The organism is cyanobacterium endosymbiont of Epithemia turgida isolate EtSB Lake Yunoko, assembly GCF_000829235.1.
Taxonomy (GTDB): domain Bacteria; phylum Cyanobacteriota; class Cyanobacteriia; order Cyanobacteriales; family Microcystaceae; genus Rippkaea.
The window spans coordinates 2,490,823-2,511,229 of record NZ_AP012549.1 but is presented as its reverse complement, the minus strand read 5'-3'; the positions used below and the strand labels follow the sequence as shown (position 1 = coordinate 2,511,229).

Sequence of the window (20,407 nt, the reverse complement as noted above, 5' to 3'; positions counted from 1 at the left end):
TAGGATAGACAATCTCCACCTTAATTCAAGTTCAGAACACATAAAGTCTAGTTGTTAATTATTACAAAAATCAATGAGTAAAGTTATCTTATCAGTTCAAAATTTAACAGTTAATGTTGAAGGAAATCCTATTCTAAAAGGTGTTAGCCTAGAAATAAAAGCAGGAGAAATACATGCGATTATGGGAAGAAATGGGTCTGGCAAAAGTACTCTATCAAAAGTGTTAGCGGGACATCCTGATTATGAAATAACTGGTGGAAATATAATTTATAAAGGGGAAGAAATTATCGGTAAAAGTCCAACTGAACGGGCGAATATGGGAATTTTTCTGGCTTTTCAGTATCCTTTAGAAATTCCAGGGGTAAGTAATTTAAATTTCCTGAGGGTGGCTTACAATGCCCATCGAAAATATCAAGGGCTAGAGGAAATTGACACCTTTGATTTTGAAGACTTAGTAGAAAAAAAGTTAGATGTTGTCAAGATGAACCCTAGCTTTTTGGAGAGAAGTTTAAACGAAGGGTTTTCTGGGGGAGAAAAAAAACGCAATGAAATTTTACAGATGGCTTTGTTAGAACCTACCCTAGGTATTTTAGATGAGATTGATTCTGGACTGGATATCGATGCATTAAGAATTGTTGCTAATGGTGTCAATAAATTAGCCACTGATGAGAACGCTTTTTTGTTGATTACCCACTACCAAAGGTTACTCAACTACATCGAACCTCAGTATATCCACGTAATGCACAATGGACGAATTGTGACGACGGGGGGAAAAGACTTAGCCCTTGAACTTGAAGAAAGCGGTTATGACTTTGTCGAAGAAACCCTGTTGACTAACGCTTAGAAGTATCCCTCAACAACTTAATAAGTTATCCCATATCTGAATCTTTCATAAGGGAAGTGATTATATGACAACATCGACCATAAAAAAAAGTGTACGTATCAACCAAATTTGGGAGAATATTCTGTTGGGATTATCAGAGAAATGTCAGCCCCAGGAAGCAGTGGGCGAGCTGCAATTTTTATCAAAATTGCGGGAGGATGCAATATCTGAGTCAAGGACATTGAACTTCCCGACAAAACAGGATGAAGATTGGAGATTTACCGACTTGTCTGAATTGTCCAATATTCAGTTTAAACCAGCTAAATCTGCTGATACCATTAATCTAGATGATTTTTCCTCTTTTATCTTACCCGAAACCCAAGAGAGTCGGCTTATTTTTGTTAATGGAGAGTATGTCCCTGAATTATCAAATTTATCTGCTTTACCTGAAGGGGTATATGTAGGAGATTTAATGGGACTTCCCGAATCTAAGAAAGCCAAGGTTATTCATTATTTTTCCCAAAATAATGGGGAAAAAGACTTTTTTGCCTTGATAAATACGGCATATTTTCATGATGTTGCCATCATTTGGGTCGATCCAAACATTGTTGTCGATATTCCTGTTAATTTACTCTTTATATCTGTTCCTACAGATTCTTATAATTTAATTCAACCTCGTGTTTTAATTGTAGCCGAAACAAATTCAAATATTACTTTGGTAGAGAACTATACGGCTACTACCCAAGAATGCTCTGATATTGTAGAGAACAAACCTTATTTAGTGAATGGGGTAACAGAGATATTTCTGGAAGACAATGCCCACATTAATCATAGTCGAATTCAACGAGAATTAGGAGATAGCTTTCACATTGGAAAAACCGCGATTATCCAAAATAAAGAAAGTCGTTATATTTGTAATGATATTAGTCTAGGTGCAAAACTCTCTCGCCACACTCTCAAGGTTTTTCAACAAGGAAAGCAAGCTGAAACTCACCTGAGTAGTTTAACAATGGTCGGAAGTTTACAGATTTCGGATACTCACAGTGCAGTCTATCTTAACTGTCCCTATGGAACAATCCATCAATTACACAAATATATCATTGATGATTATGGCCATGGTATATTTAACGGTAAAATATTCGTTCCAAAACCAGCACAATTAACCAATGCAACCCAATTAAATCGGAATTTGTTGCTGTCTTCAAAGGCCCGTGTTAATACTAAACCCGAATTGCAAATTACTGCAGACAATGTTAAATGTTCTCACGGGGCAACTATTAGTCAATTAAAATCTGATGAACTTTTTTATTTACAAAGTCGTGGGTTAAGTCAAAATGACGCCCGTAACCTCTTAATTGACGCCTTCGCCACCGAAATCTTGGATCGACTTCCTCTTAAGTCTCTACGTCAAAGACTCACTCAATGTGTCGCCTGTCGTACCTTAGCATCCTAAATAAATTATTAATTACCTTAATAACTTATAGTAGAAACATTTCAAGATGTTCAAGCCTCCAACTAACTTCTAACGTTTGAATTTGTCATGATTTCTGTAAAAGAAAAAACTCTTGCTGCTAAAGTTCGTTCTGATTTTCCAATCTTACATCAAAAAATTAACGGAAAGTCCTTAATTTATCTCGACAGTGCTGCTACTTCCCAAAAACCTTTGATTGTCCTTGATACTCTGCGTCATTACTATGAAAAAGATAACGCCAATGTTCATCGAGGAGCGCATAGTTTAAGTGTGCGGGCAACAGAAGCATATGAAGGGGCGAGGGACAAGGTGGCAAAATTCATTAATTCCCAATCATCTCAAGAGCTTATTTTTACTCGTAATGCTACAGAAGCTATTAATTTAGTCGCTTATAGTTGGGGTTTAAGCAACTTAAAACCGGGAGATGAAATTATTATTTCCGTCATGGAACACCATAGTAATATTGTTCCCTGGCAAATAATAGCTAAAAAAACAGGGGCAGTAATCAAATATGTCTTTTTAACTGAGCAAGAAGAATTGGATTTAGATCATTTTCAATCCTTGTTATCGCGTAAGACAAAATTAGTAGCTATCGTCCATGTTTCCAATACGTTGGGCTGTATTAACCCAGTAAAAGAAATTACTTCTGCAGCCCATCAAGTGGGAGCAAAGGTGTTAATTGATGCTTGTCAAAGTGTGCCTCATTTATCTATTGATGTACAGCAAATTGGCTGTGATTGGTTGGTGGCTAGTGGACATAAAATGTGTGCTCCGACGGGAATTGGGTTTCTTTATGGTAAGAAAAAAGTTTTGGAAGAGATGCCTCCCTTTCTTGGTGGAGGAGAAATGATAGGAGAGGTATTTCTTGAGAGATTTACCTATGGAAAACTACCCCACAAATTTGAAGCAGGAACCCCTGCTGTTGGTGAAGTGATAGCCTTAGGAGCAGCGGTAGATTATTTAACAACTATTGGATTGGATAAAATCCATCTTTATGAAGAGGAATTGACTACCTATTTATTTAAAAACTTAACAGAAATTCCTAAGGTACGGATTTATGGCTCTATATCCAATTTAGACGGTAAAAGAAGAGCAGCATTAGCTTCTTTTAATGTCGAAGGAATTCATGGGAGTGACTTATCAACTTTATTAGATAATGAAGGAATTTCCATTCGGTCAGGAGACCATTGTACTCAACCCTTACATCGCCTATTTAATGCCTCAGGAAGTGCCAGAGTTAGTTTATATTTTTATAATACCTTTGAGGAAATTGACAAGTTTATTTTAGCTTTAAAAGAAACAATTGATTTTTTCACTGAAATAATGTGATAATAAAGAACAGTCTGCGTTTTTTGGGGTGGGAAGGTCCCACCTCTTCTCATCTATTTTAGTATTTTCGCTTGAGTAATTGATAATTGCAAATGTACAAAAAATTTATGAAAATTATATTTCACAACTCTTATAGACTGAGTATGATAAATTAGTAGCTAATAACTTCCTAATTTTTTCTTACTGTATTCTATAAATTCCACAATCTTTATTCTTCTAGAAATCATTTTTCTAGAAGAAGTTCTTCTTTTTTTCCCGAAATTACTTGAGGTTACAAGACTATTAATATCATTAAAATTAAGCTAGTAAACATGACATTAAATGTCCCCACCTGACTCTGAATAAACATTGTTAATTGAGGTAAACTAAAACTAGTTATAGAATCATAAGTACACAAAATAGTTTACACGGAAATTACTACTGCGTTACTTAATTGTAGCTCCTCAAACAACAATATTCCAAGTATTAAAAGTTAATAATAGTTCGGAATTGTTTAGAAAAATAGTGGCTAATTGCTAAGCAAAGAAAAATCCTTAAAATCACTTCTTTAACATGAATGATTCCAATTTATACAATAAGATATTCTTTCCTAACGTTTAGGCAATGTTTTCATCCTCTCTAATTGTTTTTAAAATGCGTACCCAAGGGGGATGAACTAAAAAATCCTGTATAAACAATGGCTAATGTCAATAAAGTTAACACCATCAATCCAGCTTTGTACGTCTAGTTGGAAATAGCAACAGTCTTAGGAATATAAACTAAAATAATCAATGATATAGTTAGAACTCCCGAGATAATCAAACTCATAGTTTTTTTATGTTTAATACTTTTTTATTATATTTATTTATGTTGTCGCCATCGTTAATAACTTTAACACAATGAGCAAAATAAAATTAGTAAATAAATTTGCTTTAAAATCTAAGGCAATGGGATAGGTTTTAACATCAAAATCCAATCCATCAGCCATTCTTCATGATTAGCAATTTAGACAAATTAATTCAGATGTGCCAATAGTAACAATTGCTAAATAGTTTTCTCCTAAAGACAGTGTCGATAGAAAAATTCCTAACTCTAGAATTGCTGAAAAATCACCCCAATTAAGACAGCAGGAATAATAGGAAAGCCTTTAATACTTAAGAGAGCTGTGGTCTAAGATCTCAAGGTCATAAATGCCACTGTTCCGAAGTTGGTAAGTCCTGTAAACCCCATTATAGGTTCAACTTTAGTACAAAAAAAGATACCATAGATGGCTGATGAGGTTAGAAAAACAATGTAATCACTGATAGCGAAGAGTTGATCCCTAATTATCAATGACCGAATAAATAAATTAAGATATAGAGTAACTGCTATTGTACCGTGATCATCAGTAATTAGGCAGTAACTTCTTGGCTAAAATTTAAAGTTGTTTTAAAACATATTTTGGACTTCGTATAAATTTTAAAAACTAGCCTTATTTTTTAAAATTTATAATTCAAGTCTTAGATTCAAATTATTTGACGCAGAACTAAAATCGGGGATAATGTTTTAGACACAGACTTACACGAATGTTAACTCTTAACTCTTACTCTAATAGTTTATGCCCTTTCTGCGTTCTCAGGCTGGACGGCCCAGCGCAATTGACCTTGTTTTTGTCAGCCTAATGTCCATTTCTATCCTCTTAGCAGCGTATACAGGCGGGATGGAAGCCATAACCCAAGCTAGTGTAGACTCAGCGAAAAGTGCTGTTGAATTAGCCGTTGGGTTAATTGGAATTATGGCACTGTGGTTAGGATTAATCCGCGTGTTAGAAGCTGGAGGATTAATGTTAACCCTAGCAGAATGGCTTAAACCTTTGATGATTCAGTTATTTCCTGATGTTCCTCCCAGTCATCCCGCGATGGGGGCAATGTTGTTAAACATCTCTGCCAATATGTTAGGACTAGGAAATGCCGCTACCCCGTTTGGGCTGAAGGCGATGGCAGAACTCGATAAGCTCAATCCCCTTCCAGGAACAGCTACTAATGCTATGTGCCTATTTTTAGTGATCAATACTTCTAGTGTTGCACTATTCCCCCTGGGAGTCATTGGGGTGCGGGCAGCAGCAGGAAGTACCCTTCCTGCTGCTATTTGGATACCCACTTTCTTAGCAACAACGGTTTCGACAGTGTTAGGAATCTCGGTTTCAGCTTGGTTGGGACAAAGAGATCAAAATTATGCTAAATTGTCTTTTCAACCTTTTCTGCAGACATCTGAGATAAAAGAGAAATCCATTAAAATAAATAGCCTAATAGAAACAGAAAGAAACTCCAATTTTGAGCATCTTTTGTATTCCCCTGGTTTATTATCTCGCTTTTTTTCCTGGGGATGTTTTGGAGCATTTTTAGGAGCTATTCTTTATCGGGCAACCAATAGCAGTAATTTAGGAGAATTTATCCGCCAAGAATTTATCTCTCATTGGTTACTTCCTGCGTTAATTTTATTAATTGTTGTCTATGGTATCGGACGGGGAGTTAAAGTTTATGAGGCAGTCACTGAAGGAGCTAAACAAGGGTTTGATATTGCCATTCGAATCATCCCCTTTTTAGTAACAATTTTAGTAGCCATTGGCATGTTTCGTGCATCGGGGGCAATGGATAAAGTTATTCATGTTTTGAGTCCCTATACCAACTGGATTGGTCTTCCAGTAGATGTATTACCGATGGCTTTATTACGTCCCTTGTCTGGAAATGGTGCATTTGCCTTAATGACTGAGGCGATAGAACGCGATCCCAATTCCTACAGTGCCTTTGTTTCTTCAATTATTATGGGTAGTACAGAAACTACTTTTTATGTGTTAGCGGTTTATTTTGGAGCAATTGGGATTACGAATATTCGCCATGGATTAGTAGCTGCTTTGTTAGCAGATACTTCAGGAATTTTATCTGCTTGTTTATTTGCTCGAATTTTTTGGTCAAGTTAGTATTTTGGGCTCTTTCTTAACTAAATAGGTAGGTTAGTTTAGATAAGTGTAAAATGGCAAAGGAGTTGAAAAAAAGTGATCGCTAAATGCCAACCTGCCCTTCTAACTCTGCTTCTGTTGAAATTCTCTTCAGAACGAGAACAAGATCAGGAGTTTTGCATTTAAATACAAAAGAATAAAAAGTTAAAGAAATTGCAGATTGTGTTGAATCTATATTCCTATCTAAATCGGAGAGTAATTTCTCTGTATTCTTCAAAGAAGAGAAAGATTTGAGGATTTTCTGAGAAGTGAAGGGGAGAAAACTTAGAAAAAAAGTGTTATATTTTTTGAATAATTTTTAAAAAAGAATAAAAAATTCGATAATGATCAACAACTATTCAATTATTTAATTAACCCCTCGCTTAGTATTAAAAAGGTAGAGTGGGATAGAAAGGTTGGGGTCGTTGTCTACTCAAATGTTGGACAATAATCAGTTTTAAAAATGTGTCTTAGATACAGTTAGAATGAATAGATAATCTTCTCTCAATTATTGATGGCTCGAAATAAATCAAAGTTGTATTAATAATAAACAATCATCTCTGATAAACCCATGGCAATCGTAAAGGATTAAGTTAGGGGGAACTAACGATATCTTTATTGACTTATGTTGTGAGTGAAACTAACCGTAGAATTTATCCCCTAAAAAATGAGTATAAGAGCTTTAAAGAAGCCTAGAAAGAAGAACAGGATAGAAAATAGGAGATAAAAAAGTAAAAGATGACCTTTGTGGAGATTATTTCCGAATTATTGATATATATAGGGACCATTCCTCAGATAGATACGTCATTGTTAGAACATTTTTTAAAGCCTATCAATTGTTCACCCAAGCGAGAAGTGACATCAGCGGTTTCTCAACATGTCATCACATCCTAGAAGACTTTAAAAAAATCTACGAATTTAGGTATAGTGAAGATAAACACCCTTATTAAGGATCAAGGGTCTAAATATCAGCTATATTTAGACCTGTTAAAAATATACTTATTAGTAGCCAGCTGGAAATGGAGGGTATGAATTAGATCATCTACCAACGTGGAAAAAGTAGACAAAAATTTTAAATTATAAAGAATTCCTATATTTGAAGAATTAAAAAATGTTAACTTCAAAGAATGAAGTTAAAAGTTACAGAGATAAATAAATCTGTTGTTTTTCCTGAGCCATATTCCAATTGCGTCCAAAATTGTTAGCTAATTGGGTAAGAATTATCTAACAAAAATAATTAAAATAGTCGAAAAAGATCAAGCAAATCAGAACTACTATAAATTAGTAATAATTTTAAAAATATATTAATAAACGCCAAATATTGACCTAAAATCAAGAAAAAGTCATTAAATGAGAAGAAAAATCAATATTTACTAGATAGGATGTCTTGGTATTTTGTTAGATTAAAGACTTAAAAAGATGTTTAACTTTTGAGAAAAAGCTTTATTTTTACGTAGAAATACTGAGAAAAATGAGCAGTTATTTGCAGACAAGCTTCAATAAGTTTTGAAGAATTATCGTTTGACGTTTAACTGAATATCCTAAATTCTCAATGGAGAAAAGAATTAACTAGAAAAAAGTCTATAAAGGCTGTGAGATCAGCAGTGTCGAGTCTTCTGATTGACAATTTTTTGTTTTGACCTTAATTACAAACTGGGAATGTTTGTAAATCATAATTTAGTTTTTGGAGAGGATTTCCCTAAAAGATTGATTTACCTGCTCTACTAATTTATTTTTAATACTAGAAGTAAATTAAAGGATTGATACTTTTACTAAGCATTGTGATCAGAGTAAAAACTCTGATGGAATTAGTAGTGTATCGTTAGTTTCATCACTCTCAGTCTAGTTTAGCTGGATTTTATGAAAAAACCCTAAACACTTTACTAAGCATCTAGCCACAAAAAAATTTATGACTTTTTTACTTGACTAATTTCTTCTACTTAATCTGTACTAAAAAATTCTATGGGAGTTGAAAATAAAGGTTAATCGGCCTTGTCTATTGTTATTTTTAAACAATAATTTTAATTTTGACTTTTACAGTTACTACTTTAGATACTTGTCAAACTCGTCTTTAAACTTAAAACATTTAAGATAACAACTGTATTTTAAGTCTGGTTTAATTTATATTTGGAAGCAAAACTTTTAGCTTTTGTTTATTAAACTTTTGTCACAGTTATTCTATAAAAGTCATATTTTTTAGTTTGATTGGTCGACTTGATAATTGACAATCTCCTTACTAACAGTAAGGAGATTCATAATTTATCTTTCTTGTTTACTGATATTTCTTAAAAGCTAAAGTGACATTATGTCCACCAAATCCAAAGGAATTAGATAGGGCAACTTTGATATTACAATAGCGACTTTCATGAGGTACATAATTAAGATCACACTCAGGATCAAGATTATCTAAATTAATTGTAGGAGGAACTCTTCCGTTAGCAATCGCCATGGCAGTAGCTACTGCTTCTATGCCTCCAGACCCCCCTAATAAATGGCCTGTCATCGACTTTGTAGAACTAATGAGAATTTCGTAAGCGTGTTTTCCTAAAGCTTTTTTAATAGCTTTAGTTTCCGTGACATCATTAGCTACAGTACTGGTTCCGTGAGCATTAATGTAACTTACTTGTTCTGGAATCAGTCCCGCATCGGCTAACGCCAGTTCCATAGCTCGTGTTGCGCCGCAACCATCAGGAACGGGAGATGTCATATGATAAGCATCACAAGTCATCCCATAGCCGACGATTTCGGCATAGATTTTAGCCTCACGATCAAGAGCGTGTTCGAGTTCTTCAAGGATTAGGATTCCCACCCCTTCACCCATCACAAAGCCATCGCGATCACGATCAAAAGGACGACAGGCCATTGCTGGAGAATCATTGCGAGTTGACAAAGCTCGAGCTGCCGCAAATCCGCCTATTCCCAAAGGCGTAATAGCAGCTTCGGTCCCCCCACAAATCATCGCTTTGGCATAACCTCGTTGCACTAGGCGAAAAGCGTCTCCCACAGCATTGGAACCAGCAGCACAAGCAGTTACAGTACAGCTATTTGGTCCTTTAGCTCCTGTATGGATTGCTGTTAATCCAGCAGCCATATTGGCAATCATCATGGGAATCATGAAGGGACTACAACGACTGGGGCCACGGTCAAGGTAGATTTTTTGTTGATCCTCGAGTACCTTTAGACCGCCAATTCCCGTCCCAATCATGACTCCTACTTGGTCTGCGTTAAGCTGATTAATCACTAACTGAGAATCAGCTAAGGTTTGTAAACTCGCTGCTACCCCAAATTGTGCAAAACGGTCCATCCGTTTAGCTTCTTTCCGGTCTAAGTAATCGTGGGGGTCAAATCCCTTGACTTCTCCGGCAAAACGGCAGGTATGCTGGGCGGCATCGAAATGAGTAATTAAACCAATCCCATTGCGGCCACTAACTAATCCGTCCCAATATTCCATCAGGTTATTGCCAATGGGGGTTATTGCACCTAGTCCTGTTACGACAACGCGCTTTAATTCTGAATTGGTCATGATCTTCGCTTAAAGATATTAGGCTAACTCTGCCCCGTATATTATAGGGAGAGTAAGGGATGGAGACAGCAATCTCTCCCAACAAGTGAGGTTAAGTGGTTGCTGCAATTTTTTTGCTGATGTGTTCGACAGCTTTGCTCACTGTGTCAATTTGCTCGGCTACTTCGTCAGGAATTTCAATATCAAATGCTTCTTCTAATGCCATAACCAGCTCAACAGTATCTAGGGAATCTGCTCCTAAGTCATTAGCAAAACTTGATTCTGGTGTTACCGTTGCTGGATCAACTTCAAGTTGTTCAATAACGATACTTTTAACTTTTTCAAAGATTTCTTGGTTCATGAATCCTTAATTTACCGCTAGGTACCCCTTCCGAGGGTGTCGTCATGGGGAGGAAATGAGGCGGATAATACATTTCCTAAGGTCTGTGTCACTAATTAACATTAATTAATTGGAGTGAGCATTTTCTATATTATCGGTAAATGGTCAGTCGGGGAATAGCTATTTCTCTCAGTCTTCAATGTGAACCGCCTGTTCTAAACAATAAGCTGAGAATGGAAAAAAATAATTTTTTTTCTATGACTACTCTTTTAAAGATAGATAAAATTAAATATATTGTCAGCATTAATTCTTCCTAATATTTATTGTTTCAAAAATATTTATTTCTCAGTAAATTTAAAATATAAATTATAATCTCTCTTACCTCATCATTTCGATACCTAGGAAAGTGAGTATTGTTTGCCGTTTTAAAACTTTGAAAAAGTTAATCAATTAATGGTAATCGGGCATAAAATCAATAGCGATTCCTAGATTGTTGTAAGTTTAATTAACTATTTTATCTGAAATTTAAGTCATTTCCTAAATAACTTGATAAACAATACTTAAAGTGCTCCAAGTACTGCTATCAAGAGCATAGCTATCGGTGAGTGTTGCAGCTAATTCAGTTGAAAAAGCTCTAGAAGTATTTAAGTCTCCTAAGAGTGATTGTGTGATCTTGAGTGGCTCCTCTAGAGTAAATATTTGCCCCTGGTCAAGTTTAAATCCTGGAAACTCTGCTAGGGTTTCTAAAGTTTTTATAAAAGGGAATTTAGAACCGACAATCATCATTTGTCCCCATCCCTGACTACTAGCTAATGTCCAGTCAAGTCCTCGAGAAGAGAATGGAACAAGTCGGCTTTCTCCTGGGGATAAGTGGGCTGTCTGTTGAGTTTGATTTTTTTGTTGAGGAGGTAAATAGGCGGTGGTTTGCCCACTGGCATCTACTCCTAAAATTAGGTAATAGATATGACAATCACCTCGATTTTCCAATTGACATTGGAAACGACTTCCTTGGGGTAGTTGGGGTAAATACTGGAGTTGTAGAGAATTGGGAGAAAAACTTGTCGACGGTAAGAAATCAGCCTGAGTTAGGGGTAAAGATGTTTTCAACGACGATAGTTTGCGTAGAGTTTGTCGTCGTAGCATTAGGGAAGGATCTTGATCAAGATTTTTGAGGGTTACCCCTAGCCCCAATCCCGAAGAACCTTCATTAATAGTAAGCCGCCACCATTTGATAGCCAAGAGTTTTTTCAAGGCGGGTTGAAGCCTTTCGACAGCCGATTTAATGGCTTCTCCTGATTGACCGAAGGTATTAGGAACGGGGATACCCCCTTGTAAAAAGAGTCCATAGCCTCCTTCTGTTTCTAATTTAGATGAATCTCTCTCATCAAGAATTAATGTCTTTTGTTGTCGTCCTAAGACGCAATCAGCTCCTGATTCTCCTGCTGTAATGACTGACGAGACGATTTTCATTGAAGCAAAAGCACTCGTCGCATCAACCCTTTCAATTCTCTCTAAGTTTTTATCGAGGGCAACAGTAAGTCCTAGAGTTTTGGGAATCACACGCAAGGTTTCTTGAAGCAATTGTCCCTTTTGTAGGGGAGATATGTCAGTTTGGTCTTGTGGTATCTCGAGCAGTCGAACCTTACCAGTTAGTCCGTCACGGAAATACAATTGGACAATAATGGGGTGTAAGGATTGGGAGCCAACCACTTTAAAGCAAGAATTAAGTTCGTAGTGTTGCATGGCCGATAGAGGCAGTCCAGTTAGTTTGATGGTGGCGGTAGTTTTTTCTTCTACTTGTATAATTACCCCCTCAGCTCCTTGGGGGGTAACTGGAAGTAGATAGTAGGTAAAAAGAGGCTGTTTTTGGTTCGCTTGGAGTTGAGGTTGTTGTTGTTGTCCCCTGATGGAAAACATATGTTCACTGGAATTTTCTAGTAAAACTATAGTTTTACTAGTGGGGGTTGCTTGCCAGAGATATTGGGTTAAGAGATAGGTGAATAAACCGGTACTAAAGCCATTACCCATGATTTCAGTGGCTACTTGCTGGTGTTGAGCAGCCCTTAGCAGAGTGCCAACTATTTGTGACGGTTTAGCTTGGACATTTTTAGCTTTGAGCGTTTCTTTTAATTGAGTTTGAAAGGTCATTTCTTCTGGACTAGGTTGTTGAGCCTCATATGGAAAGGAACGTCCTTGTAGATTTCCTTCGAGTTCTCTCCCTAAATACTGATGACTGGTATCCAAGACCATGGTTAGTTTATCAGTGGCTAAAGATTGACCTAACAGTAGGAGCGTTTCTTCAAGAAAATCGTTGGTTGTAGGAGTGTCTTTAGTTAATAAAATTCCATCTTTGGGAACTAGACCCCGTTTTCGCGTTGACGACGAGAGAGGGAAAACATCATGAATATTTTCCTTGACATAATTGCCATAGCCACTAAAGTGAAACAGCACTACATCACCTGCTTTGGCCTGTTGAATTAGATGTTCGGTGAAAGCCCGTTCTATTCTTTCACGAGTTCCCTGTTGTTCCGTTAAGGTTAAGATATCTTTAGGGGCAAACCCAAAGCGATAAATTAGTAATTCTCTTTGTCGCTCAACATCAGTAACACATCCTTTCAACTTGTAATGACTACCATAGTCATCAATACCTACCAACAATGCCAGTTTACGGGGGGTTGGCGTAGCTAAGGTTTGATAGTAACGTTTAATTTTTGGTTGCCTAGAGAACCATTCAAGCCCTGCTTGACTAATTCCCCAGGTGAGCAAGGTCTTTAGAAAAGTCCGCCGATCCCATTCCATTGTTTTTCAGTATGCCGTTAGTGGGACTATATCTTAATAGTTTAAATCTTTATTAGCCTAATATACGGTTTGTAGAAGTTCAAATTTATGATCTAGCATGAGCAATACAGTACATATCAACTTAACATGCTTTTTCACACAGTACCATTGAATCTTGTCCAAAAGATGTCATTCCTGCAGGGAATTTAATATTTTTTTATACAAATTCTTTCCATTAGATATGGACGTAACTGGAATCGAACCAGTGACCCCATCGATGTCAACGATGTACTCTAACCAGCTGAGCTATACGTCCGTACAGGATATTATCCTAACATACTAAGTTTATAAAAGAATAGTTACTCTCCCTAACTTACATAAATTTCCTTAAGAGATGAAGAAATTGATTCATTGAGGGAGTGTAATTGAAAGATGACATTAAGTATAAAATAATTCTATGTACGAGAAACTAATACCCCCAACCACTGGTTCTAAAATAATTTATGAAGGCGGTAAGCCTATTGTTCCAGATGATCCAATTATTCCTTTCATTCGAGGCGATGGAATAGGTGTGGACATTTGGCCTGCTACCAAAAGGGTAATCGATGCTGCGATTGCCACTGCGTATGGAGACAAACGCCAAGTGAACTGGTTTAAAGTCTATGCAGGAGATGAAGCGTGCAACCTGTATGGAACCTATCAATATTTGCCCGATGATACTCTTAAAGCTATTAGAGAATATGGTATCGCTATTAAAGGACCCTTAACTACTCCCGTCGGTGGGGGGATTCGTTCACTCAACGTTGCATTACGGCAAATTTTTACCCTCTATGCGTGTGTTCGTCCCTGTCGTTACTATCATGGGACTCCTTCTCCCCACAAATCACCCGAAAAACTTGACATTATTGTTTACAGAGAAAATACCGAAGATATTTATTTAGGAATTGAATGGCGTGAGGGCACAGAAATTGCGCAAAATTTGATTAAATATCTCAATGATGAATTAATTCCTCTAACTCCTGAACATAGGAAAAAACGTATTCCCCCTGACGCGGGAATTGGGATTAAACCCATTAGTAAAACAGGTTCTCAACGACTAGTTCGCCGTGCCGTGGAGCACGCATTATGTCTACCTAAAACCAAACAAATGGTTACCTTAGTCCATAAAGGAAATATAATGAAGTATACCGAAGGGGCTTTTCGTGACTGGGGTTATGAACTAGCTACGACAGAATTTCGCAATGTCTGCGTTACAGAACGAGAATCTTGGATTTTAAGCAATAAAGAAGGTCATCCTAGTATTAGTATTGAAGATAATGCGCGTAAAGTCGAACCTGGTTACGATTCTTTGCCCTCTGAAAAGAAAAAAGAAGTATGTACTGAAATTGCATCGGTTTTAGAGTCAATTTGGGATAGTCACGGGGATAGAAAATGGAATAATAAGATCATGGTCAACGACCGTATTGCTGACAGTATTTTTCAACAAATTCAAACCCGTCCCGATGAATATTCTATCCTTGCAACTATGAACCTAAACGGGGACTATCTCTCTGATGCTGCTGCTGCTGTGGTTGGGGGTTTAGGCATGGGTCCTGGTGCTAATCTTGGGGATACGTGTGCTATTTTTGAAGCTACTCACGGAACTGCACCCAAACATGCAGGTTTAGATAGAATTAATCCTGGTTCAGTGATTTTATCTGGGGTAATGATGTTAGAATACCTGGGATGGCAAGAAGCGGCAGATTTGATTAAAAAAGGCGTTGGAAACGCGATTGTTAACCGCGAAGTAACTTATGATTTAGCCAGGTTAATGGAACCTCCTGTTGATTCTCCTTTAAAATGTTCAGAGTTTGCTCAGGCAATTATTGATCATTTTGTGGATTAGATTAATAATAAGGGTTGGCAATGCCAACCCTTATTATTAATCTAATAAGCTAGTATTTCGAGACTTGAAAGTTCAGGATAAAACACTTCTACAAATCTCACAGAAAGAAGTTTTCTTAATAGATCGTAGTGTTTATTTAAAAATTAATCAAAAGAAAGGAATAGATTCAACTAAATACCACTTTTAAAAACGTCTAGGTTCAGAAAGAAGACGGTATACTAATACTAGTAGCACCTCACTAATCCATTTTGGTGAACGGAGTTCATAAACTATTTTAAAATCAATAGTTGCTGCAATTGCTAGAAAAATTATAACATTGGATAGTTGTTTTTTGTATTTGCTAATCCACTTTTCCTGTGTAAGAGCCCCTAAAACGACAACTAGAACTGTTGCTACTGAGGTGCGAATTTTTTCTAGGATATTCTCGTATTCCTTATCATCTTTCTCAAAAACAGGAGAATAACAATCAACAATAATTTCACGCCTCAGTTTTTGATTGATTTTATTTTGAGCTTGTTGGGCAATATCTTTTCTAGACCCTAGTAAATATATCTTAATACTTGAATTATTTCTATATACTTGAATTATTTCTATTTTTTATCAAAAGCAGGAAATAAGTCCAAGCCAGAAAATTTTTCTATAAGAGGAGTTCCAAAAAATTTAGAGGCGTGTTGAACAATTGTGCTGTCGCACACTTAGTAGTTAGACTGTCGATAAGCCTCTTGTAGTTCAGGAGCAGTGCATAATTTTATTGAATGATCTACATTAGGTGTAAAAATAAACCTTCCCAAGCTATCAAGCTTTTATAATAATTCCGACATAAAAAAATTATGAATAGCAATATTAAGAATATTATGTTTATTGTATCCATTTTAAACTAGAAAATTTGTTTTCCCTGTATATTTTGGGATTTAAAAATATAAATCAGTTTTGGAGTTTTATATAACTTAATTTATCTATACTTTTAAAAAGTAATTAAAATCTGTAGTTTGTCAGAGTAATAAAGTATATTTCTGCCATTCTAAACATCGTTATAAACCAAAAGTTATGTTTGGCATAAATAGAGAACCTACTAAATAACTGAAGACTAAGAAAAAGATACTAATATTAGCGACACAAGGGTGTCAGTAATTCTTTATTTCAGAGAACTAATGAGTATCAGACCTCTTATAGAGACTATCTATTCCATATCTTCAATGCATGAAAAATACTCAATTTAGCTCTTTTATATTCAATTAATGTTGTCTTTTTTTTCTAATAACTACACATGAATATAATCTTAACTAGATAGTCTTTTATTGAAGCTAAGTTTTTAAATTACAACATACTGAAGTTTCTCTATGTTTTCAAATTAATATTTTATAATTTTAACTAGCCTTGGGATTGTCTTATAGAGCTCATTGTAGAAAGTTTTGCTTGACCATTATCTCTTCCCAAAAAATTTGACAAAAATTTTGGATTGGAGATGCTGTGAGCGAGAGGACTCCATCCCAAAGAAATCAACTAACTTTCCATGATGAAAACTTTGCCTATGATTCTTACTTAGCTGCTGACTGAAAGATTGTTTATTTACTGATTTTTACTTCTACGACCTGAATTTATCTCTCTATTTTTTTTTAAAAGATATACTCTATTGAGAGAGTCACTTGGTTCTCAATTTCATGGTAACAAACTAATAAAGTCTTTATTCTCTCTTAAAGCCGATGAGCGGACTTGAACCGCCGACCGTTCGATTACGAATCGAATGCTCTACCACTGAGCTACATCGGCACTGCCAACTACTCAGTATATCGCAAATGATGGGACCAAATAGCAATAACTCTCACTATAGTCCTCTAATGCCTAGATCTTTTAATCAAAATCTACCTCCCCTTCTATCTCAACAAGACCCTGAAAAATATACCAGACTTCAAACAAAGGCCCAGGTTGCTTATAAAAGTTTGAGACAGTTTTTTTACATTGCCTTTAGTGCATAGGGGTTTAGTTGATTTTAATTTTAGTACTTTGATCACGTCTAGCCGGCAGATATAACGTCGCGGAGAACCTACCTAATTTTAAGCTAGAGATAAGGATTGTAGCTTTAACAAAATAGTTATTCCACGTCAAAAAAATCTTATCCTAATACTTATGTACAAAATGTCAATGATAGAGGAATACATTTTTAATAAATTCAGAGAAATTTTATATTCTATCCGGATTAATGAAGAGACATTACCAGGATTTATTTTCAGCTTTGAAAAGATCGATTAATAGTCTAAGTTATTAGACATTTTAAATTTATATTTAAATAGGAAAAATTAATTTTATTCCTAACAATCCTAAATTAAAACCTGAGGTAGCATTGGGAGGAATAACGCCCCCTCTACCCCTTGCGCCGTACCCTAATTTCAGTAAAATTAGGGTACGGCAGCTTCCTACTTTCATACTTATTACTCCTCCGTCCTACACTTTAATTACTTGTCCCACAGCGATTCTGAAGGAGAAGAGTCGGCTACAATAACAAAAACTGTTAAATTTTTTTCCCATTCTCTAGGATTTCCGTATGGTGTGCCGTCAGTGTCTGGCTTTTACTTAGAAAATCTTTTATCCCTTCTTTAATTTTGACGTATTAAAGTCCACAATCAGTTTCAACAGTATTTTGGGGCTCCATTTTGTTGATTCCCTTGATTTAAAGTGTTTAAGGCTATTTGTAATAATTCTCTATTCGTTAGAGAAGCAATCATTGAAAGCTTACCTTCGGTGATTGCCTGTATTTTGTTTGGCGTGTTAAACAAAAATCTCACCAAGAATAATAAGCAAGCTAAAAGCGGTAATAATCCCAAAACTAATATAAATCTACAGCATAATTATTTTTTTTAACTTTACTTGCTTGACCTAACGCCACATTTTGTTTTCTAGATCTCTAATCTGACGTTCTAAACGATCAATACGCCCACGCAATTCATCCATTTCGGACTGACGAGAAACGCCTAAATCTTGTAGCATGTTTTGCAATTGACGTTCCATCGTACTTTCAAAGTTACCTTGTCCTACTTTAATCTGTTGCATTACATCCTCAACAAATCTTTGAGCTTCTTTCGAATCGATTCGGCCATCTTTAACCCACTGATCACTTACCTCTTTGATTTTTTCGGCAACTAGTGAGGTTGTACCGATTCCTACTAACAATAACTGTTTCATCCAGTCACTACTATCCATGAATTTTCATTACCTCTAAAATCATGCTCCCGTACTCCTAATTGATAGCCAAAAGACTCATTGATTATAACCATACCAAAATCTTTGACAACTTGACCTCTCCGTTGAGGATTAAGTTTAGGTGAAGTACCTCAAGATGAATAATAAACTGATAATTAGTTTAGGAGTCAAGACTGTATTTTGCTTAGATTTACATTACAATAATTTTAATTTAACTTAAAACTGAACGTTGTGATTTTTATTACTTTAAAGCACCTAAATCAGATTTATAACCACGCCTTGACAATTTATCCAGAAGAATGTTGTGGTTTGCTTCTTGGTGTGCTTAAAAACAATCAAAAACAAATAATTGAAGTTTTTCCAACAAAAAATAATTGGACTCTCGAAGAAAATAAGATATTACCCAATATTATTGATAATGTCGACCAATATTTAGGCAAGCATAACCGTTTTAGTATTGCCCCGTCAATACTTGTAAAAATACAAAAAGAAGCCCGTAATCGTCAATTGCAGATTATTGGTATTTACCATTCCCATCCTAATCATATAGCCGTTCCCTCAGAATTTGATCGGGCAATCGCTTGGGCTGAATATTCATATATTATTGTTTCAACTACTTCAAATCAAGTTAATAGGGTTACAAGTTGGCAGTTAGATGATACAAAAAATTTTAAACATGAAGATATAAAAATCATAAGAGTTGATTAGAACTAAGCTATTGTCCATTTAAAGTGAGTCAATTCTAAATTATCTAACGACAGTATATGTTATCTTGTGCTGCATTAGGACGTAATTGAAGTCAGTTAATCTCTTTTTAAGACTATTTTAAATAGGCATGATGAGAACTAAGTCAAAGTAATATTTCCCAGTGAACTTGTCGAGTAATTAGACAAAAATAGCCTAAAACTAATCCAATGAATAAAGTCCCTGTATAAATAGGGCTGACAATAATCAAAATTACCCATAAAGTTGACTCTGCTTGTACTCTTCCACCGGAACCAATATACCCTGACCAATCTAAGATTTTACTTATAAAAAACAAGGCTAAAGCAACTTCTATTTTTTATGACTATTCCACTACTAAAAAAAAAATACCTTCTCGTCTTTATCCAGTATTTAACTCATCTCAATCTATTACATCCAGCAACATTGACCAGGGAACAATATAAGCAGTTGCAATTCCAATACCAGCCATAACAGCAAAAAATGCAATAATACTACTTGTCCTGATTGTAAAAAAAAATAGTCCTAATCCTACACAAATTATAGAAGGTATACCCTTAAAAAAAGTAGTATAAATAATACTGTACTTTTAGGTATAATAGCAATTTACATAACGCAAATTGTTCGTGATTTAATATAATAAGTTATATAAAAAAATAATTAATTTAATTATTTAAATACTCAACAAATAACAATTATTAAATACCAAACATAATTATTTTGTAAAAGATAAAGTATAATTTTCATTCCTTTTTATCAGTATTGCGAGTAAAGAAAAAATTAATTTCATTAACAAATACTGTTGTTTTGTATTATGAATCTTTGCAAAAATTATTTGTGGAAAGGCTATAAAAAAATTCTGATAGTAAGATTAAAAATTAATAAATTTTATATATATTCTATCATATTTAACTAAATAGATCAATTTTAATAGGGTAAAAACCTGATATTTAATATTTATTAAATAATCAATAAGCCACTTTATAATAGATAAAAATATATAATTACTAGTAAGACTAACTCCTCATGATAAAATAGAAGTTATTCCCAAATGAACTGCTCTAAATAACATCCAAGGATAGCATCTTTTCCAATAAAAATAAGTATGATCGCTCAACTAATCAATGACTGGAACATTAATCCTATTTGATACTTTACCTACCAACATCATTAATCCCGCCAAACCAGCACTTAAACCAGCTACATTGGTAAATAAAAATAGAAAAAATAAAATTAAAATTTTACTAAAAAAATATACGCTTAATTATTTAATTTTATAAAAAAATATATAGTAGGTTAATTTTTATTTAACTAAATATGAGTAATTTTTAATAAACTTAAAATTTAATTTATATTAAAATCATCGCTAATTATAGATTGGGTAAATAATTTACTTTTAAAT

General features: G+C 35.0%; 15 protein-coding genes and 2 tRNA genes. 6 read left to right on the top strand and 11 right to left on the bottom strand.

Annotated features, from left to right (window positions below; all coding sequences use genetic code 11):
- Positions 1 to 73 precede the first annotated feature (73 nt).
- The 3 genes from sufC to ETSB_RS07850 all read left to right on the top strand — a co-directional run bounded on the left by sufC (position 74) and on the right by ETSB_RS07850 (position 3,623).
- On the top strand, positions 74 to 844 hold the full coding sequence (gene sufC / locus ETSB_RS07860) for a Fe-S cluster assembly ATPase SufC (RefSeq protein ID WP_044107302.1): 771 nt from the start codon (positions 74 to 76) through the stop codon (positions 842 to 844).
- Between the two features lie 64 nt (positions 845 to 908).
- A complete protein-coding gene (sufD, locus tag ETSB_RS07855) occupies positions 909 to 2,276 on the top strand; it encodes a Fe-S cluster assembly protein SufD (RefSeq protein WP_044107299.1) in 1,368 nt (455 codons plus the stop codon).
- A gap of 87 nt (positions 2,277 to 2,363) precedes the next feature.
- Positions 2,364 to 3,623 carry a SufS family cysteine desulfurase gene (locus ETSB_RS07850; RefSeq protein WP_044107298.1) on the top strand — a complete coding sequence of 420 codons (1,260 nt, stop codon included), beginning with the start codon at positions 2,364 to 2,366 and terminating at the stop codon, positions 3,621 to 3,623.
- 844 nt (positions 3,624 to 4,467) lie between these two features.
- On the opposite strand, the gene ETSB_RS10535 is transcribed toward ETSB_RS07850, so the two are convergent.
- Positions 4,468 to 4,590, bottom strand: coding sequence for a hypothetical protein (locus tag ETSB_RS10535; RefSeq protein ID WP_269763990.1), 123 nt, complete (start codon positions 4,588 to 4,590; stop codon positions 4,468 to 4,470).
- Between the two features lie 609 nt (positions 4,591 to 5,199).
- Between ETSB_RS10535 and ETSB_RS07845 the strand changes: the two genes are divergently transcribed.
- A complete protein-coding gene (locus ETSB_RS07845; protein WP_044107297.1) occupies positions 5,200 to 6,561 on the top strand; it encodes a nucleoside recognition domain-containing protein in 1,362 nt (453 codons plus the stop codon).
- 2,290 nt (positions 6,562 to 8,851) lie between these two features.
- Here ETSB_RS07845 and fabF read toward each other — a convergent pair.
- From fabF to ETSB_RS07825, 4 genes are all read right to left on the bottom strand, one after another.
- Positions 8,852 to 10,102 carry a beta-ketoacyl-ACP synthase II gene (fabF, locus tag ETSB_RS07840; RefSeq protein WP_044107296.1) on the bottom strand — a complete coding sequence of 417 codons (1,251 nt, stop codon included), beginning with the start codon at positions 10,100 to 10,102 and terminating at the stop codon, positions 8,852 to 8,854.
- Positions 10,103 to 10,193: 91 nt separating this feature from the next.
- Entirely contained in the window at positions 10,194 to 10,442 is a 249-nt protein-coding gene (gene acpP / locus ETSB_RS07835; RefSeq protein ID WP_044107295.1) for an acyl carrier protein, read from the bottom strand.
- Between the two features lie 516 nt (positions 10,443 to 10,958).
- Positions 10,959 to 13,220 carry a caspase family protein gene (locus ETSB_RS07830; RefSeq protein ID WP_044107293.1) on the bottom strand — a complete coding sequence of 754 codons (2,262 nt, stop codon included), beginning with the start codon at positions 13,218 to 13,220 and terminating at the stop codon, positions 10,959 to 10,961.
- A 221-nt stretch (positions 13,221 to 13,441) separates the two neighbouring features.
- Positions 13,442 to 13,515 (bottom strand) — tRNA-Val (locus ETSB_RS07825).
- 141 nt (positions 13,516 to 13,656) lie between these two features.
- Between ETSB_RS07825 and ETSB_RS07820 the strand changes: the two genes are divergently transcribed.
- Positions 13,657 to 15,084 (top strand): NADP-dependent isocitrate dehydrogenase, encoded by a 1,428-nt coding sequence (locus tag ETSB_RS07820; protein ID WP_044107292.1) that lies wholly within the window; start codon positions 13,657 to 13,659, stop codon positions 15,082 to 15,084.
- Positions 15,085 to 15,267: 183 nt separating this feature from the next.
- Here ETSB_RS07820 and ETSB_RS10385 read toward each other — a convergent pair whose 3' ends face one another.
- The 5 genes from ETSB_RS10385 to ETSB_RS07800 form a co-directional block, all read right to left on the bottom strand.
- The gene (locus ETSB_RS10385) at positions 15,268 to 15,609 is read right to left on the bottom strand and encodes a WecB/TagA/CpsF family glycosyltransferase (protein ID WP_232509927.1); all 342 of its coding nucleotides are present in this window, start codon (positions 15,607 to 15,609) and stop codon (positions 15,268 to 15,270) included.
- A gap of 1,173 nt (positions 15,610 to 16,782) precedes the next feature.
- A tRNA-Thr gene (locus tag ETSB_RS07815) sits at positions 16,783 to 16,854 on the bottom strand.
- A 513-nt stretch (positions 16,855 to 17,367) separates the two neighbouring features.
- Positions 17,368 to 17,514 carry an FKBP-type peptidyl-prolyl cis-trans isomerase gene (locus ETSB_RS10380; protein ID WP_408643908.1) on the bottom strand — a complete coding sequence of 49 codons (147 nt, stop codon included), beginning with the start codon at positions 17,512 to 17,514 and terminating at the stop codon, positions 17,368 to 17,370.
- Positions 17,515 to 17,711: 197 nt separating this feature from the next.
- Positions 17,712 to 17,858: a hypothetical protein gene (locus ETSB_RS10060; protein WP_171816438.1), complete on the bottom strand. Its 147-nt coding sequence runs from the start codon at positions 17,856 to 17,858 to the stop codon at positions 17,712 to 17,714.
- 100 nt (positions 17,859 to 17,958) lie between these two features.
- Entirely contained in the window at positions 17,959 to 18,282 is a 324-nt protein-coding gene (locus tag ETSB_RS07800) for a phasin family protein (protein WP_044107290.1), read from the bottom strand.
- A 231-nt stretch (positions 18,283 to 18,513) separates the two neighbouring features.
- Here ETSB_RS07800 and ETSB_RS07795 point away from each other — a divergent pair, with 231 nt between their 5' ends.
- Complete coding sequence (locus ETSB_RS07795) at positions 18,514 to 18,990, top strand: Mov34/MPN/PAD-1 family protein (RefSeq protein ID WP_044107288.1); 477 nt, start codon at positions 18,514 to 18,516, stop codon at positions 18,988 to 18,990.
- A gap of 142 nt (positions 18,991 to 19,132) precedes the next feature.
- Here ETSB_RS07795 and ETSB_RS07790 read toward each other — a convergent pair whose 3' ends face one another.
- Positions 19,133 to 19,324, bottom strand: a complete 192-nt coding sequence (locus tag ETSB_RS07790) for a hypothetical protein (protein ID WP_044107287.1) — start codon at positions 19,322 to 19,324, stop codon at positions 19,133 to 19,135.
- Between the last annotated feature and the right edge of the window lie 1,083 nt (positions 19,325 to 20,407).

What these genes read in the sequence shown, in the direction of transcription:
- sufC (WP_044107302.1), top strand. Translation starts at nt 74, where the DNA reads ATGAGTAAAGTTATCTTATCAGTTCAAAATTTAACAGTTAATGTTGAA.
- ETSB_RS07800 (WP_044107290.1), bottom strand. Translation starts at nt 18,282, where the DNA reads ATGGATAGTAGTGACTGGATGAAACAGTTATTGTTAGTAGGAATCGGT.
- fabF (WP_044107296.1), bottom strand. Translation starts at nt 10,102, where the DNA reads ATGACCAATTCAGAATTAAAGCGCGTTGTCGTAACAGGACTAGGTGCA.
- ETSB_RS07820 (WP_044107292.1), top strand. Translation starts at nt 13,657, where the DNA reads ATGTACGAGAAACTAATACCCCCAACCACTGGTTCTAAAATAATTTAT.
- sufD (WP_044107299.1), top strand. Translation starts at nt 909, where the DNA reads ATGACAACATCGACCATAAAAAAAAGTGTACGTATCAACCAAATTTGG.
- acpP (WP_044107295.1), bottom strand. Translation starts at nt 10,442, where the DNA reads ATGAACCAAGAAATCTTTGAAAAAGTTAAAAGTATCGTTATTGAACAA.
- ETSB_RS10535 (WP_269763990.1), bottom strand. Translation starts at nt 4,590, where the DNA reads ATGGCTGATGGATTGGATTTTGATGTTAAAACCTATCCCATTGCCTTA.
- ETSB_RS07845 (WP_044107297.1), top strand. Translation starts at nt 5,200, where the DNA reads ATGCCCTTTCTGCGTTCTCAGGCTGGACGGCCCAGCGCAATTGACCTT.
- ETSB_RS07850 (WP_044107298.1), top strand. Translation starts at nt 2,364, where the DNA reads ATGATTTCTGTAAAAGAAAAAACTCTTGCTGCTAAAGTTCGTTCTGAT.
- ETSB_RS07830 (WP_044107293.1), bottom strand. Translation starts at nt 13,220, where the DNA reads ATGGAATGGGATCGGCGGACTTTTCTAAAGACCTTGCTCACCTGGGGA.